This window comes from Tenacibaculum sp., from assembly GCF_048269885.1.
GTDB lineage: Bacteria > Bacteroidota > Bacteroidia > Flavobacteriales > Flavobacteriaceae > Polaribacter.
On record NZ_JBLWTZ010000030.1, the window covers coordinates 1 to 24,820 of the forward strand.

Consider the following 24,820-nt stretch of genomic DNA (forward strand, 5'->3'; position numbering starts at 1 on the left):
GTATATAGGTTAAATAAGTTTACGCCATCATTATCATCGTCACATTGAATAAGTTCTTGGTTAGGGATCAGTTTGGGTAAAGGGTAAACAGTAACTTTTTTATAAAGCGGAATGTCTTGACTGTTGATGTTAATAGTAGCAGTGACAATATAGTCTCCTGGAGCAGTATATGCATGTTCAGGGTTCATTAGGTTGCTTGTGTTTCCATCACCAAAATCCCATGTTACACTAGCAATAGGAGCATACGAATCAAGAGCAAAGTTAAACATGTCAAAGACACATTGATTTTCGGTAATAATTCTATTTCTAAAATAGGATTGAACAAAGTTAGGAAGCCCTTTTAGGGAAAAATTTGGACTAACACTTGTATTTTTATTGAAAGTAGGAAGATCAGTAGCTACATTTTCGATGCTACCAATTTGTTCATGATTAAAGTTATCATCATGGCAAGCGGCATATATGATTTCGTTTTTAGATAATTGTAGTGAGCCTATTTTATAAGCATTAGTAGAAAAAATCAGTTTTTTAGATTCAAAAAGATCTCCTCCTTCTAATCGATATTCATAGATGTAGTTATTATCTCCATTTTCAGATGAAAAAAAGATTTTTTTAGAGTCAATAGAAAACTCAACCCCCTTAGGAAACCTTGCAGCTAAAGGAGCTGGGTCTGTAATAATTCTTTTGTTGAAGGTAATTTCACCTGTTTCACTATTAAAATTATAAATGTAAAGGTATCTATCAATATAATCAGCAACGGCAATGTATTTACCATTTGGAGATACTTTCATATCGCCATAAGTAGAAACTGTTTCTGAACCTTGTACAGTAATAGGAGATCGTATAAGGCCTGTTTCATTTATTTTAAATATAGAAAAAGTGTCATATTTACTACTGGCGGAAGATTGTTTACCGAAGGTAATTAACCAAAAATCTTTACCGTTTTTATGATGAACAGCAGTTATTCTTTGTGTAACAGTTTCCTTAATTCTCGAATACCGTATGGTCACTTCACCTAAAGGGTCGTTTTTAAAACTAACTTCCGAAAAAAACAAACCAACAGGAAGAAATGGATCGGTTGATTTATTTTCTCTTGTTGTAAATATGTAAAAAGTGTCTTCAGTAAGAGGTTTCTTTATAATGATAGAGTTTTGTAAATTTTCTAGCTCTCCAGCTATCAAACTACCATTCTTCATAATTTCATGGTTGCTGTTCCATACAGCACTACCGTTGGTGTAAAACAATAAATTTCCATTACTATCTGAGATACTAGAGCAACCTGCAGGCGCAATCATTTGCCCGTTGGTAAGAGTATTGACTACATCAATACCAAAATTAAGCCCCGCTTTATTTCCAAAAAACCAATGATCGGTTTCTCTTTGTGAAAAGCAAAAAAGAGAGAAAAAAAAGAAAAAACAAGGTAGTAATTTATTCATAGCGTATTAACTGTTTGCTAACATGCAATTTAGGAAAAAACTATGGGATTTATATGTTAAAGTTTTTTATTAAAAAACTATTTTCTCAGTAAAGAAAAATGTCCTGTCTTTTTCCGAGTTTTACCATACCTGTCAATTAACTCAGCACGGTACCAATAATCGTTTGAAGGAAGAGTGGAGCCGTTGTATACACCATCCCAACCTTGACTATTTTTATCGGTAATTTCATTGATTAATTTTCCAAAACGATTAAATATCTGAACGTTAACAACCTCATAATAATCATTGTTAACACCTAAAACGTTCCATGTATCAAAATGACCATCTCCATTTGGAGTAAAATGACGTTGGAAATAAATAGTTGAAATTTGGTTGGATGTTGTAATGCCACACCCATTACGATCTCTAATTGAAATAGCATTTAAGCCTGGAGGTATGTTGGTAAATGTATATGAAAGGTTTTCATTGCCTTTCACAAAATCACCGAGATTTGTACTGTTTAAAGCGTATTCGTAGTCGCCAATTCCATCTATTGTGATTTCAATTTTATTATTGTCAGGATTGTCTTGATCATCTACTGATTTGATACTTACAATTAATGCTTGATTGGATTCTTTTACAAAAAAGGTATTGTAACCCATGTAAGAAGTAGGTATTTCAGGATGGTTTCTATAGGCTTCAACTTTATATTCTCCTGAAGCATTGGCATTATAAATAGCCGATGTTTCTCCAGAGATTAACTTCCCATCTAAATACCATTTGTAAGTATCTGTTACAACTCCTGTATCCGCATCCAAGGGAGTGGTATGTGGTTGAGGACTTAGTCTTGGATTATCAACACAAAGAATAATTTCATTAGGATTTCCTTGGGGGATAGGGATTTTTTCTACAAAAATTTTAAAATTTCCCACTGATTCACAAGATGTGGCTCCTTTGTTTGAAATTCGTATGTATACATCAGAACCGTTAGAGAACAAATCATCTTCATACGGAGTTACAATTTGATTGGTTTGTAATGCAGCATCAGCTGCTGTTCTGTAATATTGAAAGTCATGAGTCATTTCAGATAATGAACCTCCAGAGTCGTTAATTATTTGTTGTGTCTTTAAAGAAAAATCAAAAAAACCATCGTTGGTACCTATACTAAATGTAGCATCAGGATTAGCAGCATTTTGATCTAATTCGTGAATATATTCATCGCTATATGAAGTCAACCCCGTTGGATTTACTTGTAAATTAATAATATCAGTTTGATAGCATTGGGTATTATTATTCGTGACTTTTACAAGGATAGAGTGATTTGTGGCTACAGAATTAATGTAGTTATTTTTGTCAATTGGTGATGAAAAACTAGTGTCAGATGTTTCAAAAAAATCAATTGTAACATCAGCAAGATCATTCACCAGAGTGCTTGCTAGTATGTCTAAATTAAAAGTAGCAAAACCATCAATAGGATTGCTGTCAAAATCACATTGTATATAAGGCTGAATCTTATGTATTGTAGGTTTAGGTTCGAAGGTAATTTGAACTTTGCCAGTGTATGTTTTTTTACAGTATGAATTAGATTCTATTTGTATTTCATATAAACCGCTTCCAAAACTGGTATTATTAATAGTTAAAATCCTGGTATTGGCTATTTCTTTCCCATCTTTAAACCAAGTATATATATCACTAGGGTTGTTTGTTTCAGGAGCTACATCGTAATTATCCCCTATACAAAATATTTGATTGGTGTTATTTAAAACTTCATTCGTGTTTAGGTCTATTAATTTTACAGGAGCAAAGAATGATTGAATAAAAGGCGGTAATCCTTGAGAAGACCTTGCTCCATTTAAACTAACAGCATTTGATGTAAATATTATGTCTGTAGGGTTGTCTTCAGGGTTTTCTATGGCTCCTAAATAACTTCTGTCAGGAATAGATGCATAAATTTTTCCGTTAGGAGCGAGTTGTAATGCGCCTCTATAACCTTGTTCTTGATGAACTTGTGTTTTAGTTTGTGCAATATTTGAGTCTAACAAGTCGTATTGAAAAACTCTAAAAGAATCACTGTTTTCATGGTATAAAGAGGCGTATAGTTTTGTTGATTGTTGAGAAAACTCAACACCGTAAGGTGAGCCATCAAGTGGTCCGTCTGTAAGAAGGAGCCCGCTAGAAGTAACACTACCAGTAGCGTTGTCAAAATCGTATAACACTAATCTTCCGCTCCCATCATTTGTAAAGTCCGCTAAAGCGACCTTGGTTCCATCAGGTGATACCTTTAAATAACCTCTCTTATCTCTTAAGAAGTATGATGAAGGTGAAGTTACAGGTGTAGTTGAGTCTACCCCATCTTTATTAATTTTATAAGCATAAAAAGTGTTTTGTACGATAGACAAAATCCATATTTCTTTACAGTCTTTTCCTTGAACAGCCGTAACCTTTTCAGACCATTGTCGCTCTCGTCCATCGGAAAGGTTAACGGGACCAGAAATAATTTCTCCTCCATCGCCTCTAGAAATATCGATGGTATAAAAACGAAAGCCGGGATTATTAGGGTAGGGAAGACTTCCAATAAAATCTGTTCCTACAGTGAAAATATAATATATGTTTTTGTCTTCTGGATTCGGGACAATTAGGCCAGATTGAGAGCTTGACGGGTTACCTTCAAGGTTATTGGCAACTCCTCCCGCTGAGTAACGCATCAACTCGTGGTTTTTTGTCCAAACATTAATTCCGTCGGAATAAAATAAAAGATTACCATTCTCATCAGAAATAGAAGAACAACCTTCATCTGTTCTCAATAACCCGTCATTTAATGCAACCGGATTTCCTGAGTTAAAATCAAGACCTGCATTGCTTCCAAAATACCAAACATTAGCTTCTTTTTGGCTGTATAAAGAGACAGAAGCTATGATAAAAAGTGTCAGAAATAGTTGTTTTCTCATTTAAATGGAATTATTATACAAATAAAACAACTAAACTACACAAAACCCTCTATAAATCTCGTTTTTTTAACAAAGCATATGATAAATAAATAAAAATAGCTGTCCAAATGAGTACAATTACAATATTAAACAAACTTACAGAGTAATCTTTAGTAAAGTTTTCTCCTATTTGATTAGCAACCGACTTTACAGCACCTAATCTTGTAAATGGTTCTTTAATTAAATTAGCCATAGACTCTAGCGGAAAAAACTGCATGATTGAGTTTACAGCTTCATCAATCCCTGTTTTTACATTTCTAAAAGTCCAATATAAATAGCCTTTAATTAAGCTTTCTATAATTAACCAGACAATCATTGCGGCAACAGCAAAGGCAGATCGCTTAATTAAGACGCCTAAAAATAGACCAAAAGAGAAGAAGCCTAAAAGTTTAATAAAAAAGGCAAATAAATAATCTAAATCTGAAAAAATAATAGAGATTTCGTTGAAATCAGAATAAATGGCACCAAGAATTAAGGAAACAATAAAAACAAAAATGGTAGAAATAAGTGCAAAGGCTATAACAGTATAGAATTTTGAAAGAATGAATTCTTTTTTGCTCAAACCATCAATTAAATTTTGTTTTAAAGTCTTGTAACTGTATTCGTTTGCCATCATAGAAACTATTACAAGTAGTAAAAAGAATTTAAAAATAGCTGCCATAAAGGTGTTAAAGTGCCAGATGTATGGGAAATTAAAAATTCCTTGTTCAGCTAAATGAAATTTGATAGGTCCGATATCAAATTTTATTGCGGCAATTAAAGCTATAGAAGTTAATAATGCGAAGTAGATAATTGAAAGAACTTTACTAGCTCTGTTATATTTTAATTTATGAATTTCGATAGTTAAAAGTCGTAACATGGTCTAAGTTTATTGGTTGTTGGTAAGGTCTAAGAATTGTTGTTCTAAGCTAGGTTTGCGTTTCACTAAGTGAGAAAGAGAAATTCCTTTATTAAATAAAAAGGTATTAATTTCTGAAGCCGAAAGCTCTGAAGCCAAACTTGCTATTAGCATTCCGTTTTCTTCTTTAATACTTGCTATTGCTGAGTGGTTTTCTAAAAGCTGCGTAAGTGTTTCTTGGTTAGCTGCTTGTAGCTCAAAAAATCCATTAGAAGCAGTCATCTCATCAACTCTACCACTGTATAATTTCACACCATTTCTTATAACTACTACATGTGAACATACTTTTTCTACTTCGTCGAGCAGGTGAGAGGCAAGTAAAATGGTAGTGCCGTTTTTAGCAATTTCTTTAATTATTTGACGAATTTCATGTATTCCTTGAGGATCTAACCCGTTTGTTGGTTCATCTAAAATTAAAATTTCAGGATCATTTAACAGGGCAGAAGCAATGGCCAAGCGTTGTTTCATTCCTAAGGAATAAGTTTTGAATTTACTATTTCTACGCTCGTAGAGGTTGACAATCTTAAGTTTTTCTTCAATTTTATCGTATGAAACCCCTTTGATTTTACAAATTAGTTGTAAGTTTTGAACAGCGCTCATGTAGGGATAAAAATTAGGGCGTTCTATAATAGCTCCTACTTTTTTTAAAGCTTCGTGAGTAGATAAGTTTCCATTAAACCAGCTAAAACTCCCAGAGGTTTTGTTTACTACATTTAAAATAATCCCTAAAGTAGTAGATTTACCACTTCCGTTAGGACCTAAAATTCCGTATACTGTGCCTTTTTGAATATCGAAAGAAAGATTGTTTACGGCATGAACTTTTCCGTATTTTTTATCGAGGTTTCGAATAGATAAAATTGTTTCCAAGCTATTTTGGTTTTTGTTGATTATATGTATTTGACGATTGATATAAATTATTGTTACAATGTATAAAAAAGAAAAGACTTCTTGAATTCAAGAAGTCTTTTACTGTTGTTAAGATGTATGTGTTTTTTATTTGTTGTCTATTAATCTAAACCCTTCACCATGAATGTTTAAGATTTCAACATTTTCATCACTTTTTAAATATTTACGAAGCTTAGCAATATAAACATCCATACTACGAGAAGTGAAATAATTATCATCTCTCCATATTTTAGTTAAAGCCAATTCACGAGGCATTAAGTCGTTTTTATGAATCGCTAACATTCGTAAAAGCTTACTCTCTTTAGGTGAAAGTTTTTGAGCTTCACCACCTTTGTAAGTTAAATGACGTAGTTTTGAGTTGAAGTCAAACGCCCCAATTTTAAATTCAAACTCATCACTATCGTTTGTCTTTTCAGTTTCTTTACGTTGTAAAATAGCTTTGATTTTATGTAATAAAACTTCAGAGTCAAAAGGTTTGTTTAAATAATCATCAGCCCCTACTTGGTAACCTTTTAAAACATCTTCTTTAAGTGTTTTAGCTGTTAAGAAGATAATAGGAATTTCTTTGTTGGTAGCACGAATGTCTTCAGCTAAAGAAAAACCATCTTTACGAGGCATCATTACATCTAAAATACATAAATCGTATTCTGCATTTTTAAACATAATTAAACCATCTATTCCGTCTTTAGCATGCGTAACGTTGTAATCATTTAACGCTAAATAATCTTTCAGAACTGTTCCAAAATTAGGATCATCTTCTACTAATAATATTTTTTTACTCCCCATTTCTTCATAATTTATATTAATGGTAATTTAACTGTAAATGTGCTTCCTTTACCTTTTTCACTTTCAACGTAAACGGTACCTTGGTGACTGTCTATAATTTCTTTTACATAAGCTAAGCCTAATCCATGTCCCTTTACATTGTGTATATTCCCTTTGTGTTCTCTATAAAATTTATCGAACACATATTTTTGAGCGTTTCTGCTCATTCCTATGCCTTCATCTTTTATCTTAAAGATAAAGTATTTATTTGTGTTTTCAGTAAATACATCAATTTTTGGTGCATTTTCTGAGTATTTTAATGCGTTTTCTAACATGTTGACAACAACGTTTGTTAGGTGAAACTGATTTCCAAGAACCTCGGTTGAAATAGCTTCGAAATGAGTTGTAACTCTTCCTTTTTTATCGTCGGTTAAGAGTTGAATGTGTTCAATGGCTTCTTCAATTATGTCGTGCATATCTACTGCATCCTTACTAATTTCAATTTGGTTTTTCTCTAACCTTGAAATTCGCAACACATTTTCTACCTGTCCGTGCATGCGCTTATTCTCGTCACGAATCATTTGAACGTATCGTTTCACTTTTTCTTCATCCGATATGATTTTTGGGTTTTTAATAGCATCTAAAGCCAGGTTAATAGTAGCAATAGGTGTTTTAAACTCATGTGTCATATTGTTAATGAAGTCCGTTTTTATTTCAGAGATCTTTTTTTGACGTATAAGCTGATATAACGATGTTGAAAAAGCAGCAATGATAATTCCTATAAAAAATAAAGAAAGTATCAATATTTTCATCATACCTGAAAGCAGGTTCTTTTTCTCGTTAGGAAATTTAACATATAGCTTGTACTTACTATTGCCGTTTTCATCTTCCAATAACGGGTAATTAATATCTTCTGGCTGTATGTTAAAGTACCCCGATTTTAATTGCGTTGCCAAACCATCCTCGTAAACAACATATTTAAAATCTTGCGTAATATTCATTTTAGCAAACTCTTCTTTAAGAGTATTGCTTAACTCTTTATTGCTTATTCTTTGGTTGATAGGGAACACTGCTTTACTTCGTCTAAAAGCATGTTCCATCACTTCATCATTCCAATTGTTATATGTTCTGAAAGAAGAATAGCGACTTTCATCTAAAAAAGGTTTGAAATCTTTACTTTCAGATTTTATTATTTGAGAAAAGTAAATATCTTCTTTTCCCGAGTATCGTTTGATAACAATAGAATCATTATCCACAAACTCACTAGGCATTTTAATACTCTCTTCTAAAATCGTACTTCCAAAAGAAAACTTTTTTTTACTTACTGTATCAACTTGTTGAAAAAGAAAAGTTGTTATTTCAGCTTCCGTTCTAAGCTTGTCATTTTCAAAATAGTCCTTATAGTTTTGCTTGAACTCTAAATACTCTCTTTCTTTGATATTTTCAGAAGTACGAGCTAAAGCAATTTTTACATTGTTTTTAAATTGTTCCTTTTTATTTTTGATAGCATCGTTAATCCAATACACTTGAATAGAGATGATACCTATTAAGGAAATACTCATTAAAACAACAATGAGAATAAAAATTTTCTTACCCATTATTCAAAAATAAATTAATAAAATTTAGGGGTGTAATCTTTTAACTTAGATTAACAAAGTTACTATAAAATTAAGATAATTTTAACAGAAAAGATTAACAAAGCGTAAATTAACACAGTTTTTTTGTTAAAGAATTATGGATTTTTAAGACTTGTTCTCTTGTTTTTGTAAGTGTAAGATTTTCAATTAAATAATTTGATTGAAGTATTTTTTTAGCCTCGTTCCACTGGTTTTTCATTCTGTTTTTTACGTCCTTCATGGTTGCGTTATCTCTTTTTATAACTCGGTTAATTTTTACATCTTTTGGAGCGGTAACAGTGATAATTTTGTCGCAAAAAGAATTGCTGCCGTTTTCAAAAAGAATAGCATTTTCATATAAGATGTAATCTTTAGAGCTGTTCTCTTTTATAAAATCTTGTAAGTGTTCCTTAACAATTGGGTGTACAATGGCGTTAAGAGTGGCTAATCTCTCTTTGTTATTAAAAACAATTGAAGCTAAATAAGGTCTGTTCAGCTCATTGTTTAGGTAAACTTGCTCGCCAAATTCGGCAATTAATTGCGTTTTAATTTGAGTTGAGGTGTTCATTAGCTTTTTTGCCTCATCATCAGCAATATAAACGGCTATATTTTTAAATTCTGAAAACATGTTAACGACCGTAGATTTTCCACTACCAATACCACCTGTTAAACCTATTACCATTTTATTCGTATATTAAAAAGTCAATTTTATTGGGAACTATTCTCACTAAAGTAACTATTTCAGGAAGGTCATTTATTTGAGGTGTTAGGTAATTAACTTCTTTGTTTTTTGCTTGTAAGTAATCACATTCTACTTTAAATAAATCTGGGGTTACTTCGTTAAAGTTTTGCAAACCTACTTTGTAAATAACTTTCACTTTTTTAGGAAAAACATTAATGCCGTTAGGGGCATTTTTAACAAACACAGGGACTTCTATTTCTCCTTCTGTAAACTTGTCTACATCAATACTAATTTTAGCTGTAGAGTGACTTGATTTAAGTTGTGTGTTCTCTGGGAAAATAATTGAAGAGTGTATGTCAATGCTTTTTGATAAGTTTTCTAAAGTAATGTGCTCTACATTTAAAAATTCGGTTTCAGCAACATAGGTTTCATCTCCAGAAATTAAAACACTGTCTGGAGTAATGGTTACAGGCTTTGAAAGATCATAACCTAACTGAAAAGAGATGTTTAAATTGGGTTTTAAAGGGACTTTTTTTGAACTGAGTATACCTATTTTTAAAGGAATACTGTCCTCTTCTATTTTTAGTAATTCAATACTAGATTTTAGTTGTTCTTGAACTTCAGGAATAAGGTTTTTAGATAAAAAGTAATAATTGGTTCCAGATTTTCTCAAAGCATTGTCGATGTTCAGTTCGATAGGTTTATGAGTGATGCTGGCAACTAATAAGTTATACCCACTGCTTTTTAATTGTAAAGAAAGGTTTTTTACTGGTGTTGCTATTAATGTTTTTTGCTGTGGTAGTTGTGTATACTCAACGTCATATACAATGGTTGTATTATATTCTTTTGATAGGTTAATGAGTAACCAAAAAAATACAGAAGCAGTTAAAAAACCAAAAAAAGTTTTAGGTATGTTAAATGTTGTTTTCAAGAAATAGTTTATTGATGCAATCTACATAAAAAACAAAAAAAGTGAGCTCATGAGCTCACTTTTTTATAAAAAATGTTCTTGTTATTTTTTAATTTCCGTTGTATATTTTTTACTCATTTCCATAGAAATGGCAGAGCGCTCAAACTTTATCTTACCAGCCCCTGTTTCAATGGTTACTGTGTTATCGGTATCGTTTATTTCAACAATTTTACCATGAATTCCGCTAGTGGTAACTATTTTAGCTCCTTTTTTAATTTCTGTTTGAAATTGTTTTTCCTTTTTTTGACGTTTCATCTGTGGACGAATAATTAAAAAGTAAAAAACGGCAATTATGGCCACAAAAGGAAGCATGTTCATTAAGCTTTCTTGTGAGCTCGCTTGTAAAAAAATGGTTGTAAACATTATGAGTTCTTCTTTTTAGGGGTTACCATTCCAGAAATCTTTATAACCTCTCTACCTTTTTCAGTATTGGTTGTTAAAGTGATGGATTTTGATTGCTTGTTAACTCTTCCATTGGTGTTAAAGCTAACTTTAATATCTCCTGTTTTACCTGGAGCAATAGCTTCTTTTGGCCATTCAGGAACAGTACATCCACATGATGCTTGTGCATTTGTAATGATTAAATCACTCTTACCAGTATTGGTTACTACGAAGGTAGTTTTAACAATTTCTCCTTCGTTAACAGTACCAAAGTCAAATTCTTCTTTGTCAAAAGAAATAACAGGAGTTCCTAAACCAATAGAGCTATCCCTTTTTTCTGCGTTTTCAACATTTTCTTTTTTAACTTTTGATGAAGCATTTCCTTGTCCGCAAGAAACTAACATTCCTGCAGAAACAACCAATGCTACTATTACTGCTATTTTCTTCATTTTAAAATATTTTTAGTTTGTTGTAAAAATACTAATTTATTATAATAAACCCCTACCAATTTTAACCATCTTATTTGAACTCAGATAGTCTTTGGCTAATTTATCTAAAACCCCATTAATAAAATAACCACTTTTATTGGTAGAATAATCTTTTGCTAATTCGATATATTCGTTAATGGTAACCCTACTTGGTATAGATGGGAAGTGTAAAAACTCTGTAATCGCCATTTTAATAATAATCATATCTATATCAGCAATTCTATCCGCTTCCCAGTTAGGAGTTTTTTCTTTGATATCTTCTTCGTATTTGTGTTGATGTAGCATTGTTTTAGTAAACAAGTCAGAAACAAAAACTTTATCATCATTATCTTTATACAAACTGCCTAAAATAAAAGGCTTACTTGCTTTTTGCTTGTTTAAAGATTTTAAAATCCAAGTATTAACAAATGGAATATCATCAACCCAAGAAATCATTTTATCTTCAAAATAGTCAGCTAATTTTTCATTAGGAGCTACTATTTCTCTAAAAAAGTCAATAACAAATGCTTTGTCTACATTATAAGAATCTTCTACGGTATCCATATACTTTTTGTAGAGGTCACTTTTTTGTAATTCATCTAACAAGATTTTTACATACTCGTCATCAAGATCCCAGTAGTTAAGCTTGTTAAACTCTACATAACCTTCCAAACTTACACTTTCATGGAGTGAGTTTAGAAGCTTGTTTTCTATGAATTTTGTATTTGGATTGAGTTCTTCTTTTGTGGCTAGTATTTTCTTTTTAGAAAGCGCTATTCTCTTACGAGCTAACTTCTGTACTTCAACTAATAATTGAAGGTTTAAAACGTACAAATCGTACATTTTTTGAATGCTGTGTTTTAAGAATTTTTCTTCCTTAACTAAATCATCGCTATGCGATTGTTGCATCGCATAAACCGATTGCATTACTTTAACACGAATATGTCTTCTGTTAATCATTCTAAAGAACTTTAAAAAAAAGAGCGATAGAAACTATTTCTAACGCTCTGCAAAAGTAAAACTTTTTTATTTTTTAGCTAGCTATTTTGCTCTTTTTTGCGAGCATCAATTCTTGCTTGCGCAATATTGAAAGCAGCTTGATGTGTTGTAATATTTTCTTTTTCTGATAAATTAAAAATTTCTAATGTAGTATTGTAAATGTTTTCAGTTCTTTTTAAGCTTTCAGCTTTGTCATAACCTACAACTTCAGCATATACATTAATAATTCCACCAGCGTTAATTAAGAAGTCAGGAGCATAAGCAATTCCTCTTTCTTTTAACATAGTACCGTGTTTTAGCTCATTAGCCAATTGGTTGTTAGCAGCACCTGCAATTACCTTCGCTTTTAATTGAGCAATACTTTCATCATTAATAGTGGCACCTAAAGCACATGGAGCGTAAATATCAACATCTAATCCAAAAATGTCATTTCCTAACACTACGTTTGCACCATATTTTTTACTTAACTCTTCTAAACGGGCTTCGTTAATATCATTTAAAACAACTTGTGCTCCTTCGTCGGTAATGTGCTTCACTAAAGTTTCACCAACATGCCCCACTCCTTGAACTAAAACTTTTTTTCCAGCTAATTTGTCAGTTCCAAACTTGTATTTAGCAGCAGCTTTCATACCCATGTAAACACCATAAGCGGTTACAGGAGAAGGATTTCCAGAACCTCCAATACTTTCAGAAACACCTGTTACATGTGGAGTAACTTCACGGATGATATCCATGTCGCGAGTTTCCATTCCAACATCTTCAGCAGTAATGTATTTTCCGCTTAAAGAATTAACAAACTCACCAAATTTACGCATTAAAGCGTCATTCTTTTGAGTTTTAGCATCACCAATAATAACTGCTTTACCACCCCCAAGGTTTAATCCAGTAACAGCAGATTTATATGTCATACCACGAGACAAACGTAACACATCATTTAAAGCTTCCCATTCACTTTTATATTGCCACATTCTAGTACCTCCTAAAGCAGGTCCTAAAGTTGTATTGTGGATACCGATAATTGCTTTTAAACCTGTATCTTCGTCGTTGCAAAAAACGATTTGCTCGTGATTGTCAAAAGATAGCTGACCAAACACTGGGTCATTCTTAAGATCTTTAGTATCAATGATTTCTGATGTCATTTGTTTTGTTTTTTAATTTGAGATGATTTGGACAATCTCAAAAATTCGAGGGCAAAAGTAAGAAATCGTTAAAACATAAGCAAAAAAAGAGGTCTCAATTAAGGTATCTTTAACAAGACCCCTTTATAAAGTTTAATTTTTATAATAAAATAGAATTGAAAGCATTACAATACTTAAACAAGTACTTTGTTAAATACAAATGGAGGTTGTTATTAGGAATTTTTATAACTGTATTAGCTAAAATATTTACGTTAAAAGTACCCAACTATGTGTTAACTTCTTTAAATGTTGTAGAAGACTATCAGTTGGGGAGAATAACGGAGTTATCGGAGGTGAAAAGTATTCTTTTTACAAATATTTTACTCATAATTGGGGTAACATTGTTAGGTGGCTTTTTTACATTTTTAATGCGTCAAACCATAATTGTAATGTCTCGGTTAATAGAGTTTGATTTAAAAAATGAAATTTACCAACAATACCAACGACTATCACTTAATTTCTATAAACAAAACAGAACAGGTGATTTAATGAATCGTATTAGTGAAGATGTGTCTAAAGTTCGTATGTATTTTGGACCAGCCATTATGTACTCGTTAAACATGTTGGTTTCTTTCGCTGTTGGGTTTACTCAAATGTATGCAATATCACCAAAACTTACCCTGTATACAATGATACCGTTTCCTGTTTTATCGGTATCGGTTTTTATTTTAAGTAAGCAAATTAACAAACGAAGTACAGTAGTTCAGCAATACCTCTCAAAATTAACAACGTTTAATCAGGAATTTTTCTCTGGTATTAATGTAGTAAAATCGTATGCAATAGAAAGTGCTGTGATTAAGAATTTTGATACGTTGGCAGATGCGAGTAAAGATAAGAATATAAACTTATATAAAGTACAAGCCTTGTTTTTTCCATTAATGATTTTATTAATTGGAATTAGTAATATCATCGTTTTGTATGTAGGCGGTACATTATATATCAATGGTGAAGTTAAAGTTGGAGCTATCGGAGCTTTTGTTATGTATGTAAATATTTTAACATGGCCTGTAGCTGTGGTTGGTTGGGTAACTTCAATGGTGCAACAGGCAGAAGCTTCTCAAGAAAGAATAAATGAATTTTTAGAACAAGTTCCTGAAATTGAAAATGCAAATGAAGAAGAAACTATCGTAGAAGGAGGTATTGAGTTTAAACAGGTTTCATTAACCTATGAAGATACGAATATCACAGCATTAAAAGAGGTAAGCTTTAAGGTAGAAAAAGGAGAAACATTAGCAATATTAGGAAAAACAGGAAGTGGGAAATCGTCTATTATAAACTTGATTTCACGATTGTATGATAGCACATCGGGAACTGTATTAATAGATGGGAAGGATGTTAAAACCTGTAATTTATATGATATAAGAAATCAAATTGGTTTTGTACCGCAAGAACCTTTTTTGTTTTCAGATACTATTGAAAACAATATAAAATTTGGTAAAGAAAACGCCACAGAAGAAGAAATTATTGAAGCTGCTAAAAATGCGGTTATACACGATAATATTATCGATTTTAAGCAAGGGTATAAAACTATTTTAGGAGAACGAGGTGTTACGCTTTCGGGAGGACAAAAGCAACGAACCTCTATAGCGAGGGCCATTATAAAAGATCCTAAAATTTTAATTTTTGACGATTGTTTATCGGCTGTTGATACTGAGACAGAAGAAAGAATTTTATCAAACTTAGAGCGAGTTTCTAGCGATAAAACAACGATAATAATAAGCCATAGAGTATCGTCAGCAAAAAATGCGGATAAAATAATTGTACTCGATAACGGAAAGATCATTCAGCAAGGTGTTCATAATCAATTAGTAAAACAAGAAGGGTATTACAAAGAGCTATATGAGCAGCAGCTTTTAGAAAAAGAAATATAGCATTTCGTATTGTCAAGTCAAATATTTTGTTAGATTTGTTGAGAAAAATTTAAGTAAACAACTATTATTTTAAGTAGCGAATTATGAGCGAGAGAGTAGAACAAGAGGAAATCTTTTCACAGGTTTTAAGAGCAGGAAGAAGAACCTATTTTTTTGATGTTAGATCTACAAAGGCAGATGATTATTATTTAACAGTGACAGAGAGTAAGAAGTTTACTCACGATGATGGTTCTTTTCATTATCAAAAACATAAAATTTACTTATATAAAGAAGATTTTAGTGACTTTAAAGAGATGTTGAATAAAGCAACAGACTTTATTGTTAACGAAAAAGGATCTGAAGTAATTAGTGAGCGTCATCAAAAAGACTACAAAAAAGAAGAAAACGTAGCAACAGAAGCAACTTCAACTGAAAGCTTTACGGACGTTTCTTTCGATGATATTTAAGCAGAGGAAACTGTTTTGCATAACTCTAAACACAAATAGTACAATTTGTGTTTAGAGACTGGATTGTGCAGAAAAAAATCAATTCAAATTCAATTTACACTTAAAACTGCCAATTGTTGCACAGCAATTGGTGGTTTTTATTTTATATAAGCGATTTTATTTTGTTTGGTAGCTTTGATGCGAATTCAACCAGCTGCTTATAAGTTAAAGTTCTACCCACTCTACTATTAAGTTTATCTTCACGCTGGTCAATCCTAAGTAATTTTTGTTTCATAGGATAAGCGAGTTTTGAGTTTATCTAAATATAATAAAAAAAACTGAATTACAGCAGGTTAAGTTGGTTTTGAGTTGAGGGCTTTTCTCAGTGAGGTATTTTTTCTATAAAACTTTTTTCATGGTAGTCGTTTTTGCTACTGTTTCTTGCCATTCTTTTGCCGCATTACTGTCTAGCGTAATTCCTCCACCAACATAAATATATACAGTGTTTTTAGAAACTTCCATACAGCGAAGATTTACAAATAAATTACTTTCTTTATCGTTCAGGTTTAGTTCTCCTAAAAAGCCCGTATAAAAGCTTCTATGGTAATTTTCGTTATCTAAAATAAATTGTTTTGCAGCTTCTAAAGGCATTCCGCAAACAGCAGGAGTAGGGTGCAAGCTTTTAATCAAAGAAGCGGTATTGGTTTTGAGCTGCCCCTTAAGAAGAGTTCTTAAATGAAGTAGCTTTCCTGCTTTTATAGTTTCAATACCAGAAGAGGTAATATTTGAAGAAATATTAGACAATCTATCAACGATATAGTCAGTTACAAATTGTTGTTCTTCTAATTCTTTTGGTTGCCAGATAACATTCGTTGTCCCGTTGTATACTTGTGTTCCCGCCAAAGCCATAGTTGTAAAATTCGTGTCTTGGATGCTAACTAAAGTTTCTGGAGTAGCTCCCAACCATAATCCAACTTTAGGATGAAACCAAACATATACGAAAGCTGTAGGATAGTTACTCAATAGTTTTTGAAAAGTTTCAATAAAGTTGCAATCGGGTAACTCCATCTTTTCTCTTCTAGAAAGAACTACCTTTTTAAACTGTTTATTTTTAATAGCAGAGATGCCTTTTTCAACTAGTTGTATATGGTTTTTTTCGGAAGCGGTATCAGGAGCATGATTGGTGGTGTTGGTTTGAGCATAACCAACAGTAACTTCTTCTTCAATATAAGTAGATTGATTTTTAGGAATTAAGATGGCTTTTTCTCTGTTGTCAAACGGAGCAAAAATAAACCCGCTCTCATTAAAACTGTCAGCAGTAATTAAGTTACTGTTTTGTTGAAACCATCCTTTTAACAAGGAAGTAGTAGGTTTTTTGTACGTAACGAAAGGAAGTTCGTTGTTAAAAGCTTCTTGTATGTTTGAAAAAATACTCAATCTAGTTGTTGTCTTAAATGTTTTTTAATCGTGTCAAATTTACTCCAAATAAATCCATGGCCAGCATCCGGTACGCGAATTAACTCCAACTGATGTTTAGGAAACTGTTTTTCTAAAAACAAGGAATTACCAAAAGGAACAATCCAATCATCCGTTCCATGAACACTCACGATGCTGTTAGGGGTAGATTTCCAGTGATTTTCAAAAGTTCGTAAATCTTGTTTATGCGATAACTTTTCTTTACTTGCTTCTTGCCATATTGGAGGAACCAACCATCGAGTAACTTTCCATTTATATAAATTTAAAGACCAGGGCATGGGTTCTACTTTGCTATACACAGCAGGAGCCAGCAAAATTACCTTTCTAACTTTTTCTTGTACAGCTAAGGCAATAGGTCCACCATAAGAATAACCTACAAGAATTGTTTTATGGGGGGGAATATCATGTAAAATGTTCTTTAACATGTCACGTTCAAAAGCAATACTTTCTTGAACCGAATTTTTGTCTTGATAATTGTAGCCAATTCTGTCGTATGAAACCATGTTCGCTTTGCTAAGCAATACACTGTCTTTCATATATTTTATAAAATCGGTAGAAGAACCTATCGTTCCATGAACAAAGACCAGTGTTGGTAAAGTAGTATCTTTTATAATTGAAAGTTTTCTGTACTCAAAGCCTTTAAAGTTTTTATAAGCGAGGATAGGAGTAGAGTTACCTGAAAATTTCTCAAGTACTTTTACATCAGATTTAGGAGCAGAAAAATTCCAAAATAAATAATACAAAACAAGGAACAGCACAAAGAGAGCAATTCCAGTAATTTTTAAGATTTTTTTCAGCAACTTCATGCTATTGTTTGTCTAAAACAATATTGGTAATCTTACAAAGCGAAATTAAATTGTCGTTTTCATCAACAATTCTCACTTCCCATAAATGTGTTGTTCTACCTTTATGAATTGCTTTTGCAGTGGCAAAAACATGTCCTTCTTTCTTACTTTTTACATGGTTGATGCTCAGCTCAATTCCTTTGATAATTTTATTAGAGTCTTTTAAAAAGAAGGCAGAAGCACAGCTGCCAACCGATTCAGCCAGAGCGGCTGTCGCACCGCCATGTAGTAATCCGTAAGGTTGATGTACTTTAGGAGTTACAGGCATTGTAGCAGTAATAAAATCATCACCTACATCAACAAACGTTATCGCTAAGGTTTCCATCAAGGTGTTTTTGTTGTAACTGTTTAAGACTGTAAGAGATGCTTGCTTATTCATGGTAACTAAAAATTATCACTCAAAAATACGTATTTTTGCACTGACAAAAAATGATAGAATGTATAAAGTACGTGTAATTTTAGATACGAAAGAAGATGTAATACGAACTCTGTTGATAAACGAAAAAGCGTCGTTAGAGAACCTACATTTTGCTATCGCAAAAGCGTTTGGTTTTAACGGACAAGAAATGGCATCTTTTTACCGTACCGATGAAGATTGGAATCAAGGAGAAGAAATTCCCCTGTTTAATATGTCTGAAGCAGGAGAAGGAATTTCAATGGCAACATGTATTTTGCATGAAACGTTACTACAACAACACGATAAGCTAATTTATGTGTATGATTTCTTACAAATGTGGACGTTTTATGTTGAGTTGATAGAGCAATCAAAGGAAATTATAACTGAACCAAAAATGGTGTTATCTGTAGGAGAGATCCCAGAACAAGCCCCAGAAAAAGAATTTAAAGCAGAAGATCTTTCAAAAAATTTAGAAGATGAAATTGACGATGAATTTGATAACTTTGAGAGTCTAGACGATTTTGATTTTGATAATTACTAAGCCATGGCGCAATTTATAAAATTGTATAACGACAACCCCAATCCTAAAGAGATTGAAAAAATTGTAAAAGTTTTACAAAATGGTGGGTTGATTATTTATCCAACCGATACGGTATACGGTTTAGGTTGTGATATAACCAATGCCAAAGCTTTGGCAAAAGTAGCTAAGATTAGAGGTGTAAAACCTGAAAAAGCCAATTTCTCGTTTGTTTGCAACGATTTAAGTCATTTGTCTGATTACGTAAAGCAAATTGATACTGCGACGTACAAAATTTTAAAAAGAGCTTTACCGGGGCCGTATACTTTTGTGTTACCGGGTAGTAACTCGCTACCAAAAGCCTATAAAAAACGTAAAACTGTTGGTATTCGTGTGCCAGATAATAACATAGCAAGAGCTATTGTGGTGGCCTTGGGAAATCCAATTGTATCCACTTCTATACACGATGAAGATGAAGTATTAGAGTATACAACTGACCCAGAATTAATTTTTGAGAAATGGCAGAATGTTGTTGATGTTGTGGTTGATGGTGGGTACGGAGATAACCATGCATCTACAGTAATCGATTTAACTACCGATGAGCCAGAAGTACTTCGTGAAGGAAAAGGAAGCTTAGATATTTTGTAATAATAAGTTGAGTTGAAATCTTCAACTCAACTTATTAATTAACAACACAATTCCTATCTTAGTATAGAATAGAAAAAGGATGTATGTTTTTACTGGATAGATTCCCTAACGACAGCGGACCAATATATCAAGAAACCATAGCAGGCAGATTGCCTGTTGAACCTTTCAATACTTTTAGCAATTTAATTTTTATTGCATTACTGATTTACTTCGGAAGAAAAATTTATCAAAAGCCTGAGCAACATCCATTTTTTTTGTTTGCCATCCCTGTGATATTTATCAGTTGGATAGGAGGTACCATGTTTCACGGCACAAGAAGTCATGAGTTTTGGTTGTTGTTAGATTGGGTTCCAATTATGGTTGTATGTTTAGGAGCCATTAGTTATTTCATAGGAAAAATTAAAAAGAAAGGGTGGCAACGAATAGCGATAGTTATTGCTATACTTTTAGGGGCTATTTTTCCACGGTTTTTACCAATACCTCCAGGATATAAAACCTCTTTTGGGTATGTAGTAACCGCATTTGCAGTGATAACTCCGTTAATTTGGTATGCTTACAAAACACATTGGAAAAACGTAAAGTATATCATGTATGGAGGAATGGTATTTGGAATAGCGTTACTATTTAGGACATTGGATAATAAAGTGGTGTTACTGCCTATGGGAACGCATTGGTTATGGCATATTTTTGGCGGAATAGCAGTTTTCTTTTTACTCTATTATATCTATAAAGACGAGCAAGAATTAACGTAACTCGGTAAACTTTTTTCTTCCTTTGGCATAATACTGCCAAACAATAGATTTATGCTCGTAGTAATTTGATTTTTTGGGAGTCTTTTTTCTCTTTTTTATGAACTTAAAAAGCTGTGTGTAAAAACTAAAATGAGCTTTTAAAATAGCAAACAAATGATTTGGTTTTCCTTCCAATAAAAATTTAAGGCTTGCCAATCCGTCTAAGATCAAACGAGAAAAAATGATTGGAAACAATTTCGTAGAAGGTAAGTTTTTAACCAAGTTGAGTAAACTATTCCTAAAATTTAAAAATGTTTTTCTAGGGTTCAAGGTATCCAATGTAGCACCACCAACATGATATACAGTGGATGTTCCTACATATTTTATAGTATGCCCATTATTGTTAGCACGCCAGCACAAATCAATCTCTTCCTGATGTGCAAAAAAATCCTCGTCAAAACCATTGAGTTGATGAAACACTTCAGAACGAATAAAAAAACAAGCACCAGAGGCCCAAAATATTTTGGTAGTATCGTTAAACTGTCCGTTATCTGTTTCCAAGTCACTAAACAATCGACCGCGGCAATACGGATACCCATAAGCATCAATAAAACCACCACCAGCACCTGCATATTCAAACTTAGACTTATCTTTAAAATCTAAAATTTTAGGTTGAATAATAGCAGTGTTGGGTTCCTTTTTAAAAGTATCAATAATGGGAGTTAACCAGTTGCTAGTAACCTCAATATCTGAATTAACCAAACAATATACATCGGCATCAATATGTTGTAAGGCGTCGTTGTAACCTTTGGCATACCCACCATTTTCTGAGTTTTGTACAATCTTTACAGTAGGAAAATGCTGCTTAACTAATGCAATAGAATCATCTGTAGAAGCATTGTCTGCTACATATACTTCCGCTTCTTCAGAACTAAAATTTACGACAGAAGGAAAAAACTGCTCAAGCAATTTTTTCCCATTCCAGTTTAATATGACGATTGCTGTTTTCAAGACGGCAAATTTACAGTTTCTAAATGAAATGCTGTTAAAAAAGCAAGAATCATTCTAGGTCTCGTTATTCCGTACGAGGTACGAGGAGGAATCTCATAAGGTGAGCAATTCTTATGTTTAGGATTTTTCCTTCCGTTAGGCTCCAGTTCGAAATCATAATTGCGCTTGGTCATTGCGAGAGGAACGAAGCAATCTCTTAGTTGAAAGAGGTAGACATGTCTTTACTCCTCCTCGCTATGACGTTTTGCATTCCCGTCATTCCGACTGTAGGGGAGAAACAGTAAGGTTCAACAAAGTTAAACTCCAGTAAACTGCGGAACTCCTATTCTGATTTTTCAGGTTCATATATTGCATTTTCCAAGCTAAAACAAAAGGGTTGAGAACCACCACCAGTCATTACAATATCAGCACTAATGACTCTCAATAAACTTATTTCTGTATTTATTTCCGAAATAATAGCTGAATTAAGAATTTCTCCTTCTTCAATGTTAGAAGCAACACCTATGTAAAGTTTAGGATTGAATTTAAAAACAGCTTTTTGACCTGGAGCAAGATTAGTTTTTATAGCTAATAGCTTACTATCTTTATAACAATTAGCATCAATAGCGCTTCGTGTTAGGTTGTTTCGTATTGCTACTTCGCCATCCATTACTGCGGAAATTGAAGAGAGTTGTAAAACATGTCCAGAAGCATTTTCAACCATTTCAAAAACACTTCCATCATAAGCGGTTAACTGAGGTGTGTAGTTTCCGTAAGAATCAACAGCAGCAACTTGAAAGTTAGTAGAATAATTAATAGGGAGGCTTTCCTCGTGACTTGGATTTTTAATTACTTTCCATACAGTAGGACGTTCATCAAAACTGCTTGCAACGTTCTTTTGAAAAATCACAACATCACTGTTGTTAGCATCATTAGACCTGTTTATAAAGTTTAATTTAATAGAGTTATTCATAAAATCAATTTTTAAAGTTTGGTATAAAGTTGTTTTGTTGTGTGAATTTAAGAATTTGATAGTAAAAAAGATAAACAAATGTTATAAGTGTATAATTTTTTGTGTTTAAATATATGTTGAGAGTCATTAAAGAAATTAGCGTCATTGAGAGTGTAATAGAGGGAGTTAATGAGGAGAATAACTTACCTGTTTAAGGTTTCTCAGTCGTAACCTCTTTCGAAATGAGGTACAGTTTTGTCATTCCGAACGGCAAAGGAGGAGGAGTTTCATGAGGCGAGTACTCTTTTACTCTTCAACGACCAACATCTTCCATGTATCGTCCCATTTTTTACGTGCGATTCTGTTGTGATATGTTGTTAAATCGAAATTTGGAGTAGGTCGTACAACAAGATTAAATGCATCTTCTAAACCATACGGAGCAATATGTTTAATTTGATTATTAGAGTTTAACTGAATAGCAATTGCAGTGGCTGTTTCGGGCCAGTAAGAAATAGCTTCGTAACAGTTTTTATAAGGTGAATGACCATTACGAACATGCATTCTTGCTTGATTTTTTACCGACCAATTCACAGAGGGATTGATAGCTTTGAGATGTTCTTCAAGGACAAATTCACGAGCTTTAGTAATGTCGCTTTTATCAAAATAGATAATATCAACATCGTTTAAAGAAGTTTTTTTATTATTGTGTTTGTAATCCCAAATTTTGTTTCTAACAAAACCAGCCCCAATCCAACAATCGGGAAGGTGTAGGTTACGAACGGTTTCAAGAATGTGTAGCATCCAAGTGTCGTTTTCAATAATGCTTATGAATTCAGTGGTAAAATCTGCTTTCATAAAACTTATAGGTAGTGAGGAATATCTCTTAAAAACACATAAGTTTCGTTCTCTTTATCGAGCATACAAAAAAAGTGTTGCAGTCCGTTAGTTACGATGAGGTAATTGGCATTGAGTTTTAAGTTATAACGCGCAATCTGATCAAAGGTATCTTGGGTAATTTTTATATGTGGTGCTTTACATTCTACAATAATATTCGGATGTCCGTCTGAAGCAAAAACCACAATATCGGTACGTTTTTTAAGGTTGTTGATAACCAATTGTTTTTCAATAGCAATCAATGAAACAGGATAGTTTCTCTCTTGAATTAACCATTGTACAACATGCTGACGCACCCATTCTTCGGGAGTTAATACCATGTATTTTTTTCTCAAATTATCAAAAATAAGCGTCTTATTTTCGTTACTTTTGAGCTTGAATGTATAGCTAGGAAGGTTGAGATTTTGCATAAACCAAAAGTAAGAAAATTATAAGTTATTTTTTCGTTGTTCAGTATGACGAAACATTATTGTTGAGATTTAGCTTCGCTGAACCTTAGGGTTTCTTGTCGCTCATAAAATCACTCCGTTGAAATCACCAAGAGTGTTGTTAAGGAATGAATACTTAGCTACAACATTTTAAATAACAAGACCAAAAGAAGGCAGAAGAAAGACATATGAACGAAATTAAAACGATTATATCCGATATCAAAGGAGGTAACATCAAACCCATTTATTTTTTAATGGGAGAAGAACCGTATTACATCGATAAAATTTCAGATTATATTGAAGGCAATGTGTTGGATGAATCTGAAAAAGGATTCAATCAAGTTGTCATGTACGGCCGTGATGTGTCGATAGAGGAAATTGTATCGTCGGCAAAACGTTTTCCAATGATGGCAGAAAAACAGGTGATTATTGTTAAAGAAGCCCAAGATTTAAGCCGTACGATCGATAAAATAGAGTCGTATGCAGCCAATCCTCAACCGAGTACCGTATTGGTGTTTAATTACAAATACAAAAAGCTTGATAAACGGAAAAAAGCGTACAAAGCTATTGCCAAAAGCGGACTCATTTACGAGAGTAAAAAATTATACGAAAATCAAGTAGCTGATTGGATTCGTCAGGTGTTGGGCGGAAAAAAGTTTAACATCGAACCGAAAGCTGCACAAATGTTGGTAGAGTTTTTAGGAACTGACCTAAGCAAGATTAGCAACGAATTAGATAAACTAACCTCAGTATTGCCTTCGGAAACCATTATTACCGATAAGCATATTGAAGAAAATATTGGGATTTCTAAGGACTTTAACAATTTTGAGCTGCGTAAAGCAGTAGGACAGCGAGAGGTGGTAAAAGCGAACCGAATCATCAATTATTTTGCGCAGAATCCAAAGAACAATCCGTTGGTAATGACCATTTCCTTACTCAATAGCTTTTTTACACAGTTATTACTATACCACGGATTAAAAGACAAATCGAAAGCTTCGGTTGCTAAAAACTTAGGGGTAAACCCGTATTTTGTGGACGATTACGTAAACGCAGCCCGTAATTACCCGATGCGAAAAGTATCTCAAATTATTGCCTTACTACGCGATGCCGATGTAAAAAGCAAAGGGGTAGGAGCTAACCAAACCCATGCTGATATTTTAAAAGAATTACTGTTTAAGATGTTGCATTAACGGTCAAGTATAAGAGTAGTAGCAGATAAAACGCAACTACCTTTTGGTACACAGTATACTTAATTTAACACAAAAAGCGGTTTAAGTGCAAACTTGAACCGCTATTGCTTATACACAACTTAAGTTAGCAATTGTTTAAATTTAGTAATAAAAACCAGAAAGAAAAAAGCGTAGAGTAAGGTTATGATATACGTT

25 protein-coding genes are annotated in these 24,820 nt (G+C 32.9%); 6 read left to right on the forward strand and 19 right to left on the reverse strand.

Annotation, left to right across the window (positions count from 1 at the left end; all coding sequences use genetic code 11):
• The 12 genes from ACN0WY_RS15980 to ACN0WY_RS16035 all read right to left on the reverse strand — a co-directional run.
• On the reverse strand, positions 1–1,433 hold a 1,433-nt coding region (locus ACN0WY_RS15980), incomplete at its 3' end, for a PKD domain-containing protein (RefSeq protein WP_417801004.1).
• Positions 1,434–1,510: 77 nt separating this feature from the next.
• Positions 1,511–4,360: a T9SS type B sorting domain-containing protein gene (locus ACN0WY_RS15985; RefSeq protein WP_417801005.1), complete on the reverse strand. Its 2,850-nt coding sequence runs from the start codon at positions 4,358–4,360 to the stop codon at positions 1,511–1,513.
• A gap of 49 nt (positions 4,361–4,409) precedes the next feature.
• Positions 4,410–5,258 carry an ABC transporter permease gene (locus ACN0WY_RS15990; RefSeq protein ID WP_330487330.1) on the reverse strand — a complete coding sequence of 283 codons (849 nt, stop codon included), beginning with the start codon at positions 5,256–5,258 and terminating at the stop codon, positions 4,410–4,412.
• A gap of 9 nt (positions 5,259–5,267) precedes the next feature.
• On the reverse strand, positions 5,268–6,164 hold the full coding sequence (locus ACN0WY_RS15995; RefSeq protein ID WP_330487329.1) for an ABC transporter ATP-binding protein: 897 nt from the start codon (positions 6,162–6,164) through the stop codon (positions 5,268–5,270).
• A 126-nt stretch (positions 6,165–6,290) separates the two neighbouring features.
• A complete protein-coding gene (locus ACN0WY_RS16000) occupies positions 6,291–6,989 on the reverse strand; it encodes a response regulator transcription factor (RefSeq protein ID WP_125068104.1) in 699 nt (232 codons plus the stop codon).
• Positions 6,990–7,000: 11 nt separating this feature from the next.
• The gene (locus ACN0WY_RS16005; protein WP_330487328.1) at positions 7,001–8,566 is read right to left on the reverse strand and encodes a HAMP domain-containing sensor histidine kinase; all 1,566 of its coding nucleotides are present in this window, start codon (positions 8,564–8,566) and stop codon (positions 7,001–7,003) included.
• A 109-nt stretch (positions 8,567–8,675) separates the two neighbouring features.
• Positions 8,676–9,266 (reverse strand): dephospho-CoA kinase, encoded by a 591-nt coding sequence (gene coaE, locus ACN0WY_RS16010; protein WP_417801006.1) that lies wholly within the window; start codon positions 9,264–9,266, stop codon positions 8,676–8,678.
• A gap of 1 nt (position 9,267) precedes the next feature.
• Positions 9,268–10,197, reverse strand: a complete 930-nt coding sequence (locus tag ACN0WY_RS16015) for a hypothetical protein (RefSeq protein ID WP_417801007.1) — start codon at positions 10,195–10,197, stop codon at positions 9,268–9,270.
• 81 nt (positions 10,198–10,278) lie between these two features.
• Entirely contained in the window at positions 10,279–10,599 is a 321-nt protein-coding gene (gene yajC, locus ACN0WY_RS16020; protein ID WP_417801008.1) for a preprotein translocase subunit YajC, read from the reverse strand.
• Positions 10,599–11,066, reverse strand: a complete 468-nt coding sequence (locus ACN0WY_RS16025) for a DUF1573 domain-containing protein (RefSeq protein WP_330487324.1) — start codon at positions 11,064–11,066, stop codon at positions 10,599–10,601. The genes yajC and ACN0WY_RS16025 overlap by 1 nt, the downstream gene beginning before the upstream one ends.
• Positions 11,067–11,105: 39 nt before the next feature.
• Positions 11,106–12,044, reverse strand: a complete 939-nt coding sequence (gene nusB / locus ACN0WY_RS16030; protein ID WP_417801009.1) for a transcription antitermination factor NusB — start codon at positions 12,042–12,044, stop codon at positions 11,106–11,108.
• 77 nt (positions 12,045–12,121) lie between these two features.
• Positions 12,122–13,222, reverse strand: coding sequence for a Glu/Leu/Phe/Val dehydrogenase (locus ACN0WY_RS16035; RefSeq protein ID WP_330487322.1), 1,101 nt, complete (start codon positions 13,220–13,222; stop codon positions 12,122–12,124).
• 155 nt (positions 13,223–13,377) lie between these two features.
• Here ACN0WY_RS16035 and ACN0WY_RS16040 point away from each other — a divergent pair, with 155 nt between their 5' ends.
• Both ACN0WY_RS16040 and ACN0WY_RS16045 read left to right on the forward strand, forming a co-directional pair.
• Positions 13,378–15,132, forward strand: a complete 1,755-nt coding sequence (locus ACN0WY_RS16040) for an ABC transporter ATP-binding protein (RefSeq protein WP_330487321.1) — start codon at positions 13,378–13,380, stop codon at positions 15,130–15,132.
• A gap of 83 nt (positions 15,133–15,215) precedes the next feature.
• Complete coding sequence (locus tag ACN0WY_RS16045) at positions 15,216–15,578, forward strand: PUR family DNA/RNA-binding protein (protein ID WP_125068090.1); 363 nt, start codon at positions 15,216–15,218, stop codon at positions 15,576–15,578.
• Positions 15,579–15,956: 378 nt separating this feature from the next.
• Here ACN0WY_RS16045 and ACN0WY_RS16050 read toward each other — a convergent pair whose 3' ends face one another.
• From ACN0WY_RS16050 to ACN0WY_RS16060, 3 genes are read right to left on the reverse strand one after another with little or no spacing between them, the layout of a single operon-like run.
• Complete coding sequence (locus tag ACN0WY_RS16050; protein WP_417801010.1) at positions 15,957–16,994, reverse strand: chorismate-binding protein; 1,038 nt, start codon at positions 16,992–16,994, stop codon at positions 15,957–15,959.
• Positions 16,991–17,839 carry an alpha/beta fold hydrolase gene (locus ACN0WY_RS16055; RefSeq protein ID WP_417801011.1) on the reverse strand — a complete coding sequence of 283 codons (849 nt, stop codon included), beginning with the start codon at positions 17,837–17,839 and terminating at the stop codon, positions 16,991–16,993. The genes ACN0WY_RS16050 and ACN0WY_RS16055 overlap by 4 nt, the downstream gene beginning before the upstream one ends.
• A gap of 1 nt (position 17,840) precedes the next feature.
• Positions 17,841–18,257 (reverse strand): PaaI family thioesterase, encoded by a 417-nt coding sequence (locus ACN0WY_RS16060; protein ID WP_330487318.1) that lies wholly within the window; start codon positions 18,255–18,257, stop codon positions 17,841–17,843.
• A 58-nt stretch (positions 18,258–18,315) separates the two neighbouring features.
• On the opposite strand from ACN0WY_RS16060, the gene ACN0WY_RS16065 reads away from it, so the two are divergent.
• The 3 genes from ACN0WY_RS16065 to ACN0WY_RS16075 all read left to right on the forward strand — a co-directional run bounded on the left by ACN0WY_RS16065 (position 18,316) and on the right by ACN0WY_RS16075 (position 20,192).
• On the forward strand, positions 18,316–18,816 hold the full coding sequence (locus tag ACN0WY_RS16065) for an IS1096 element passenger TnpR family protein (RefSeq protein ID WP_330487317.1): 501 nt from the start codon (positions 18,316–18,318) through the stop codon (positions 18,814–18,816).
• A gap of 3 nt (positions 18,817–18,819) precedes the next feature.
• The gene (locus ACN0WY_RS16070) at positions 18,820–19,440 is read left to right on the forward strand and encodes an L-threonylcarbamoyladenylate synthase (RefSeq protein ID WP_330487316.1); all 621 of its coding nucleotides are present in this window, start codon (positions 18,820–18,822) and stop codon (positions 19,438–19,440) included.
• Positions 19,441–19,523: 83 nt separating this feature from the next.
• Positions 19,524–20,192, forward strand: a complete 669-nt coding sequence (locus ACN0WY_RS16075; protein WP_330487315.1) for a ceramidase domain-containing protein — start codon at positions 19,524–19,526, stop codon at positions 20,190–20,192.
• Here ACN0WY_RS16075 and ACN0WY_RS16080 read toward each other — a convergent pair.
• The 4 genes from ACN0WY_RS16080 to ACN0WY_RS16095 form a co-directional block, all read right to left on the reverse strand.
• Positions 20,184–21,182, reverse strand: coding sequence for a glycosyltransferase family 2 protein (locus tag ACN0WY_RS16080; RefSeq protein ID WP_417801012.1), 999 nt, complete (start codon positions 21,180–21,182; stop codon positions 20,184–20,186). The genes ACN0WY_RS16075 and ACN0WY_RS16080 overlap by 9 nt on opposite strands.
• A 322-nt stretch (positions 21,183–21,504) precedes the next feature.
• Positions 21,505–22,134 carry a hypothetical protein gene (locus ACN0WY_RS16085; protein ID WP_417801013.1) on the reverse strand — a complete coding sequence of 210 codons (630 nt, stop codon included), beginning with the start codon at positions 22,132–22,134 and terminating at the stop codon, positions 21,505–21,507.
• A 285-nt stretch (positions 22,135–22,419) separates the two neighbouring features.
• Positions 22,420–22,968, reverse strand: coding sequence for a nucleotidyltransferase family protein (locus ACN0WY_RS16090; protein ID WP_417801014.1), 549 nt, complete (start codon positions 22,966–22,968; stop codon positions 22,420–22,422).
• A gap of 5 nt (positions 22,969–22,973) precedes the next feature.
• The gene (locus ACN0WY_RS16095) at positions 22,974–23,417 is read right to left on the reverse strand and encodes a type I restriction enzyme HsdR N-terminal domain-containing protein (protein WP_417801015.1); all 444 of its coding nucleotides are present in this window, start codon (positions 23,415–23,417) and stop codon (positions 22,974–22,976) included.
• 206 nt (positions 23,418–23,623) lie between these two features.
• Between ACN0WY_RS16095 and holA the strand changes: the two genes are divergently transcribed.
• Positions 23,624–24,625 carry a DNA polymerase III subunit delta gene (gene holA, locus ACN0WY_RS16100; protein ID WP_417801016.1) on the forward strand — a complete coding sequence of 334 codons (1,002 nt, stop codon included), beginning with the start codon at positions 23,624–23,626 and terminating at the stop codon, positions 24,623–24,625.
• Positions 24,626–24,820: the final 195 nt, after the last annotated feature.

Excerpts from the sequence above, each read along its gene's own strand:
- ACN0WY_RS15985 (WP_417801005.1), bottom strand. The coding sequence starts at position 4,360 with ATGAGAAAACAACTATTTCTGACACTTTTTATCATAGCTTCTGTCTCT.
- holA (WP_417801016.1), top strand. The coding sequence starts at position 23,624 with ATGAACGAAATTAAAACGATTATATCCGATATCAAAGGAGGTAACATC.
- ACN0WY_RS16065 (WP_330487317.1), top strand. The coding sequence starts at position 18,316 with ATGTATAAAGTACGTGTAATTTTAGATACGAAAGAAGATGTAATACGA.
- ACN0WY_RS16055 (WP_417801011.1), bottom strand. The coding sequence starts at position 17,839 with ATGAAGTTGCTGAAAAAAATCTTAAAAATTACTGGAATTGCTCTCTTT.
- ACN0WY_RS16005 (WP_330487328.1), bottom strand. The coding sequence starts at position 8,566 with ATGGGTAAGAAAATTTTTATTCTCATTGTTGTTTTAATGAGTATTTCC.
- ACN0WY_RS16035 (WP_330487322.1), bottom strand. The coding sequence starts at position 13,222 with ATGACATCAGAAATCATTGATACTAAAGATCTTAAGAATGACCCAGTG.
- coaE (WP_417801006.1), bottom strand. The coding sequence starts at position 9,266 with ATGGTAATAGGTTTAACAGGTGGTATTGGTAGTGGAAAATCTACGGTC.
- ACN0WY_RS16095 (WP_417801015.1), bottom strand. The coding sequence starts at position 23,417 with ATGCAAAATCTCAACCTTCCTAGCTATACATTCAAGCTCAAAAGTAAC.
- ACN0WY_RS16045 (WP_125068090.1), top strand. The coding sequence starts at position 15,216 with ATGAGCGAGAGAGTAGAACAAGAGGAAATCTTTTCACAGGTTTTAAGA.
- ACN0WY_RS16070 (WP_330487316.1), top strand. The coding sequence starts at position 18,820 with ATGGCGCAATTTATAAAATTGTATAACGACAACCCCAATCCTAAAGAG.
- ACN0WY_RS16025 (WP_330487324.1), bottom strand. The coding sequence starts at position 11,066 with ATGAAGAAAATAGCAGTAATAGTAGCATTGGTTGTTTCTGCAGGAATG.
- ACN0WY_RS16060 (WP_330487318.1), bottom strand. The coding sequence starts at position 18,257 with ATGAATAAGCAAGCATCTCTTACAGTCTTAAACAGTTACAACAAAAAC.
- nusB (WP_417801009.1), bottom strand. The coding sequence starts at position 12,044 with ATGATTAACAGAAGACATATTCGTGTTAAAGTAATGCAATCGGTTTAT.
- ACN0WY_RS16000 (WP_125068104.1), bottom strand. The coding sequence starts at position 6,989 with ATGGGGAGTAAAAAAATATTATTAGTAGAAGATGATCCTAATTTTGGA.
- yajC (WP_417801008.1), bottom strand. The coding sequence starts at position 10,599 with ATGTTTACAACCATTTTTTTACAAGCGAGCTCACAAGAAAGCTTAATG.
- ACN0WY_RS16085 (WP_417801013.1), bottom strand. The coding sequence starts at position 22,134 with ATGAATAACTCTATTAAATTAAACTTTATAAACAGGTCTAATGATGCT.
- ACN0WY_RS16090 (WP_417801014.1), bottom strand. The coding sequence starts at position 22,968 with ATGAAAGCAGATTTTACCACTGAATTCATAAGCATTATTGAAAACGAC.
- ACN0WY_RS16075 (WP_330487315.1), top strand. The coding sequence starts at position 19,524 with ATGTTTTTACTGGATAGATTCCCTAACGACAGCGGACCAATATATCAA.
- ACN0WY_RS15990 (WP_330487330.1), bottom strand. The coding sequence starts at position 5,258 with ATGTTACGACTTTTAACTATCGAAATTCATAAATTAAAATATAACAGA.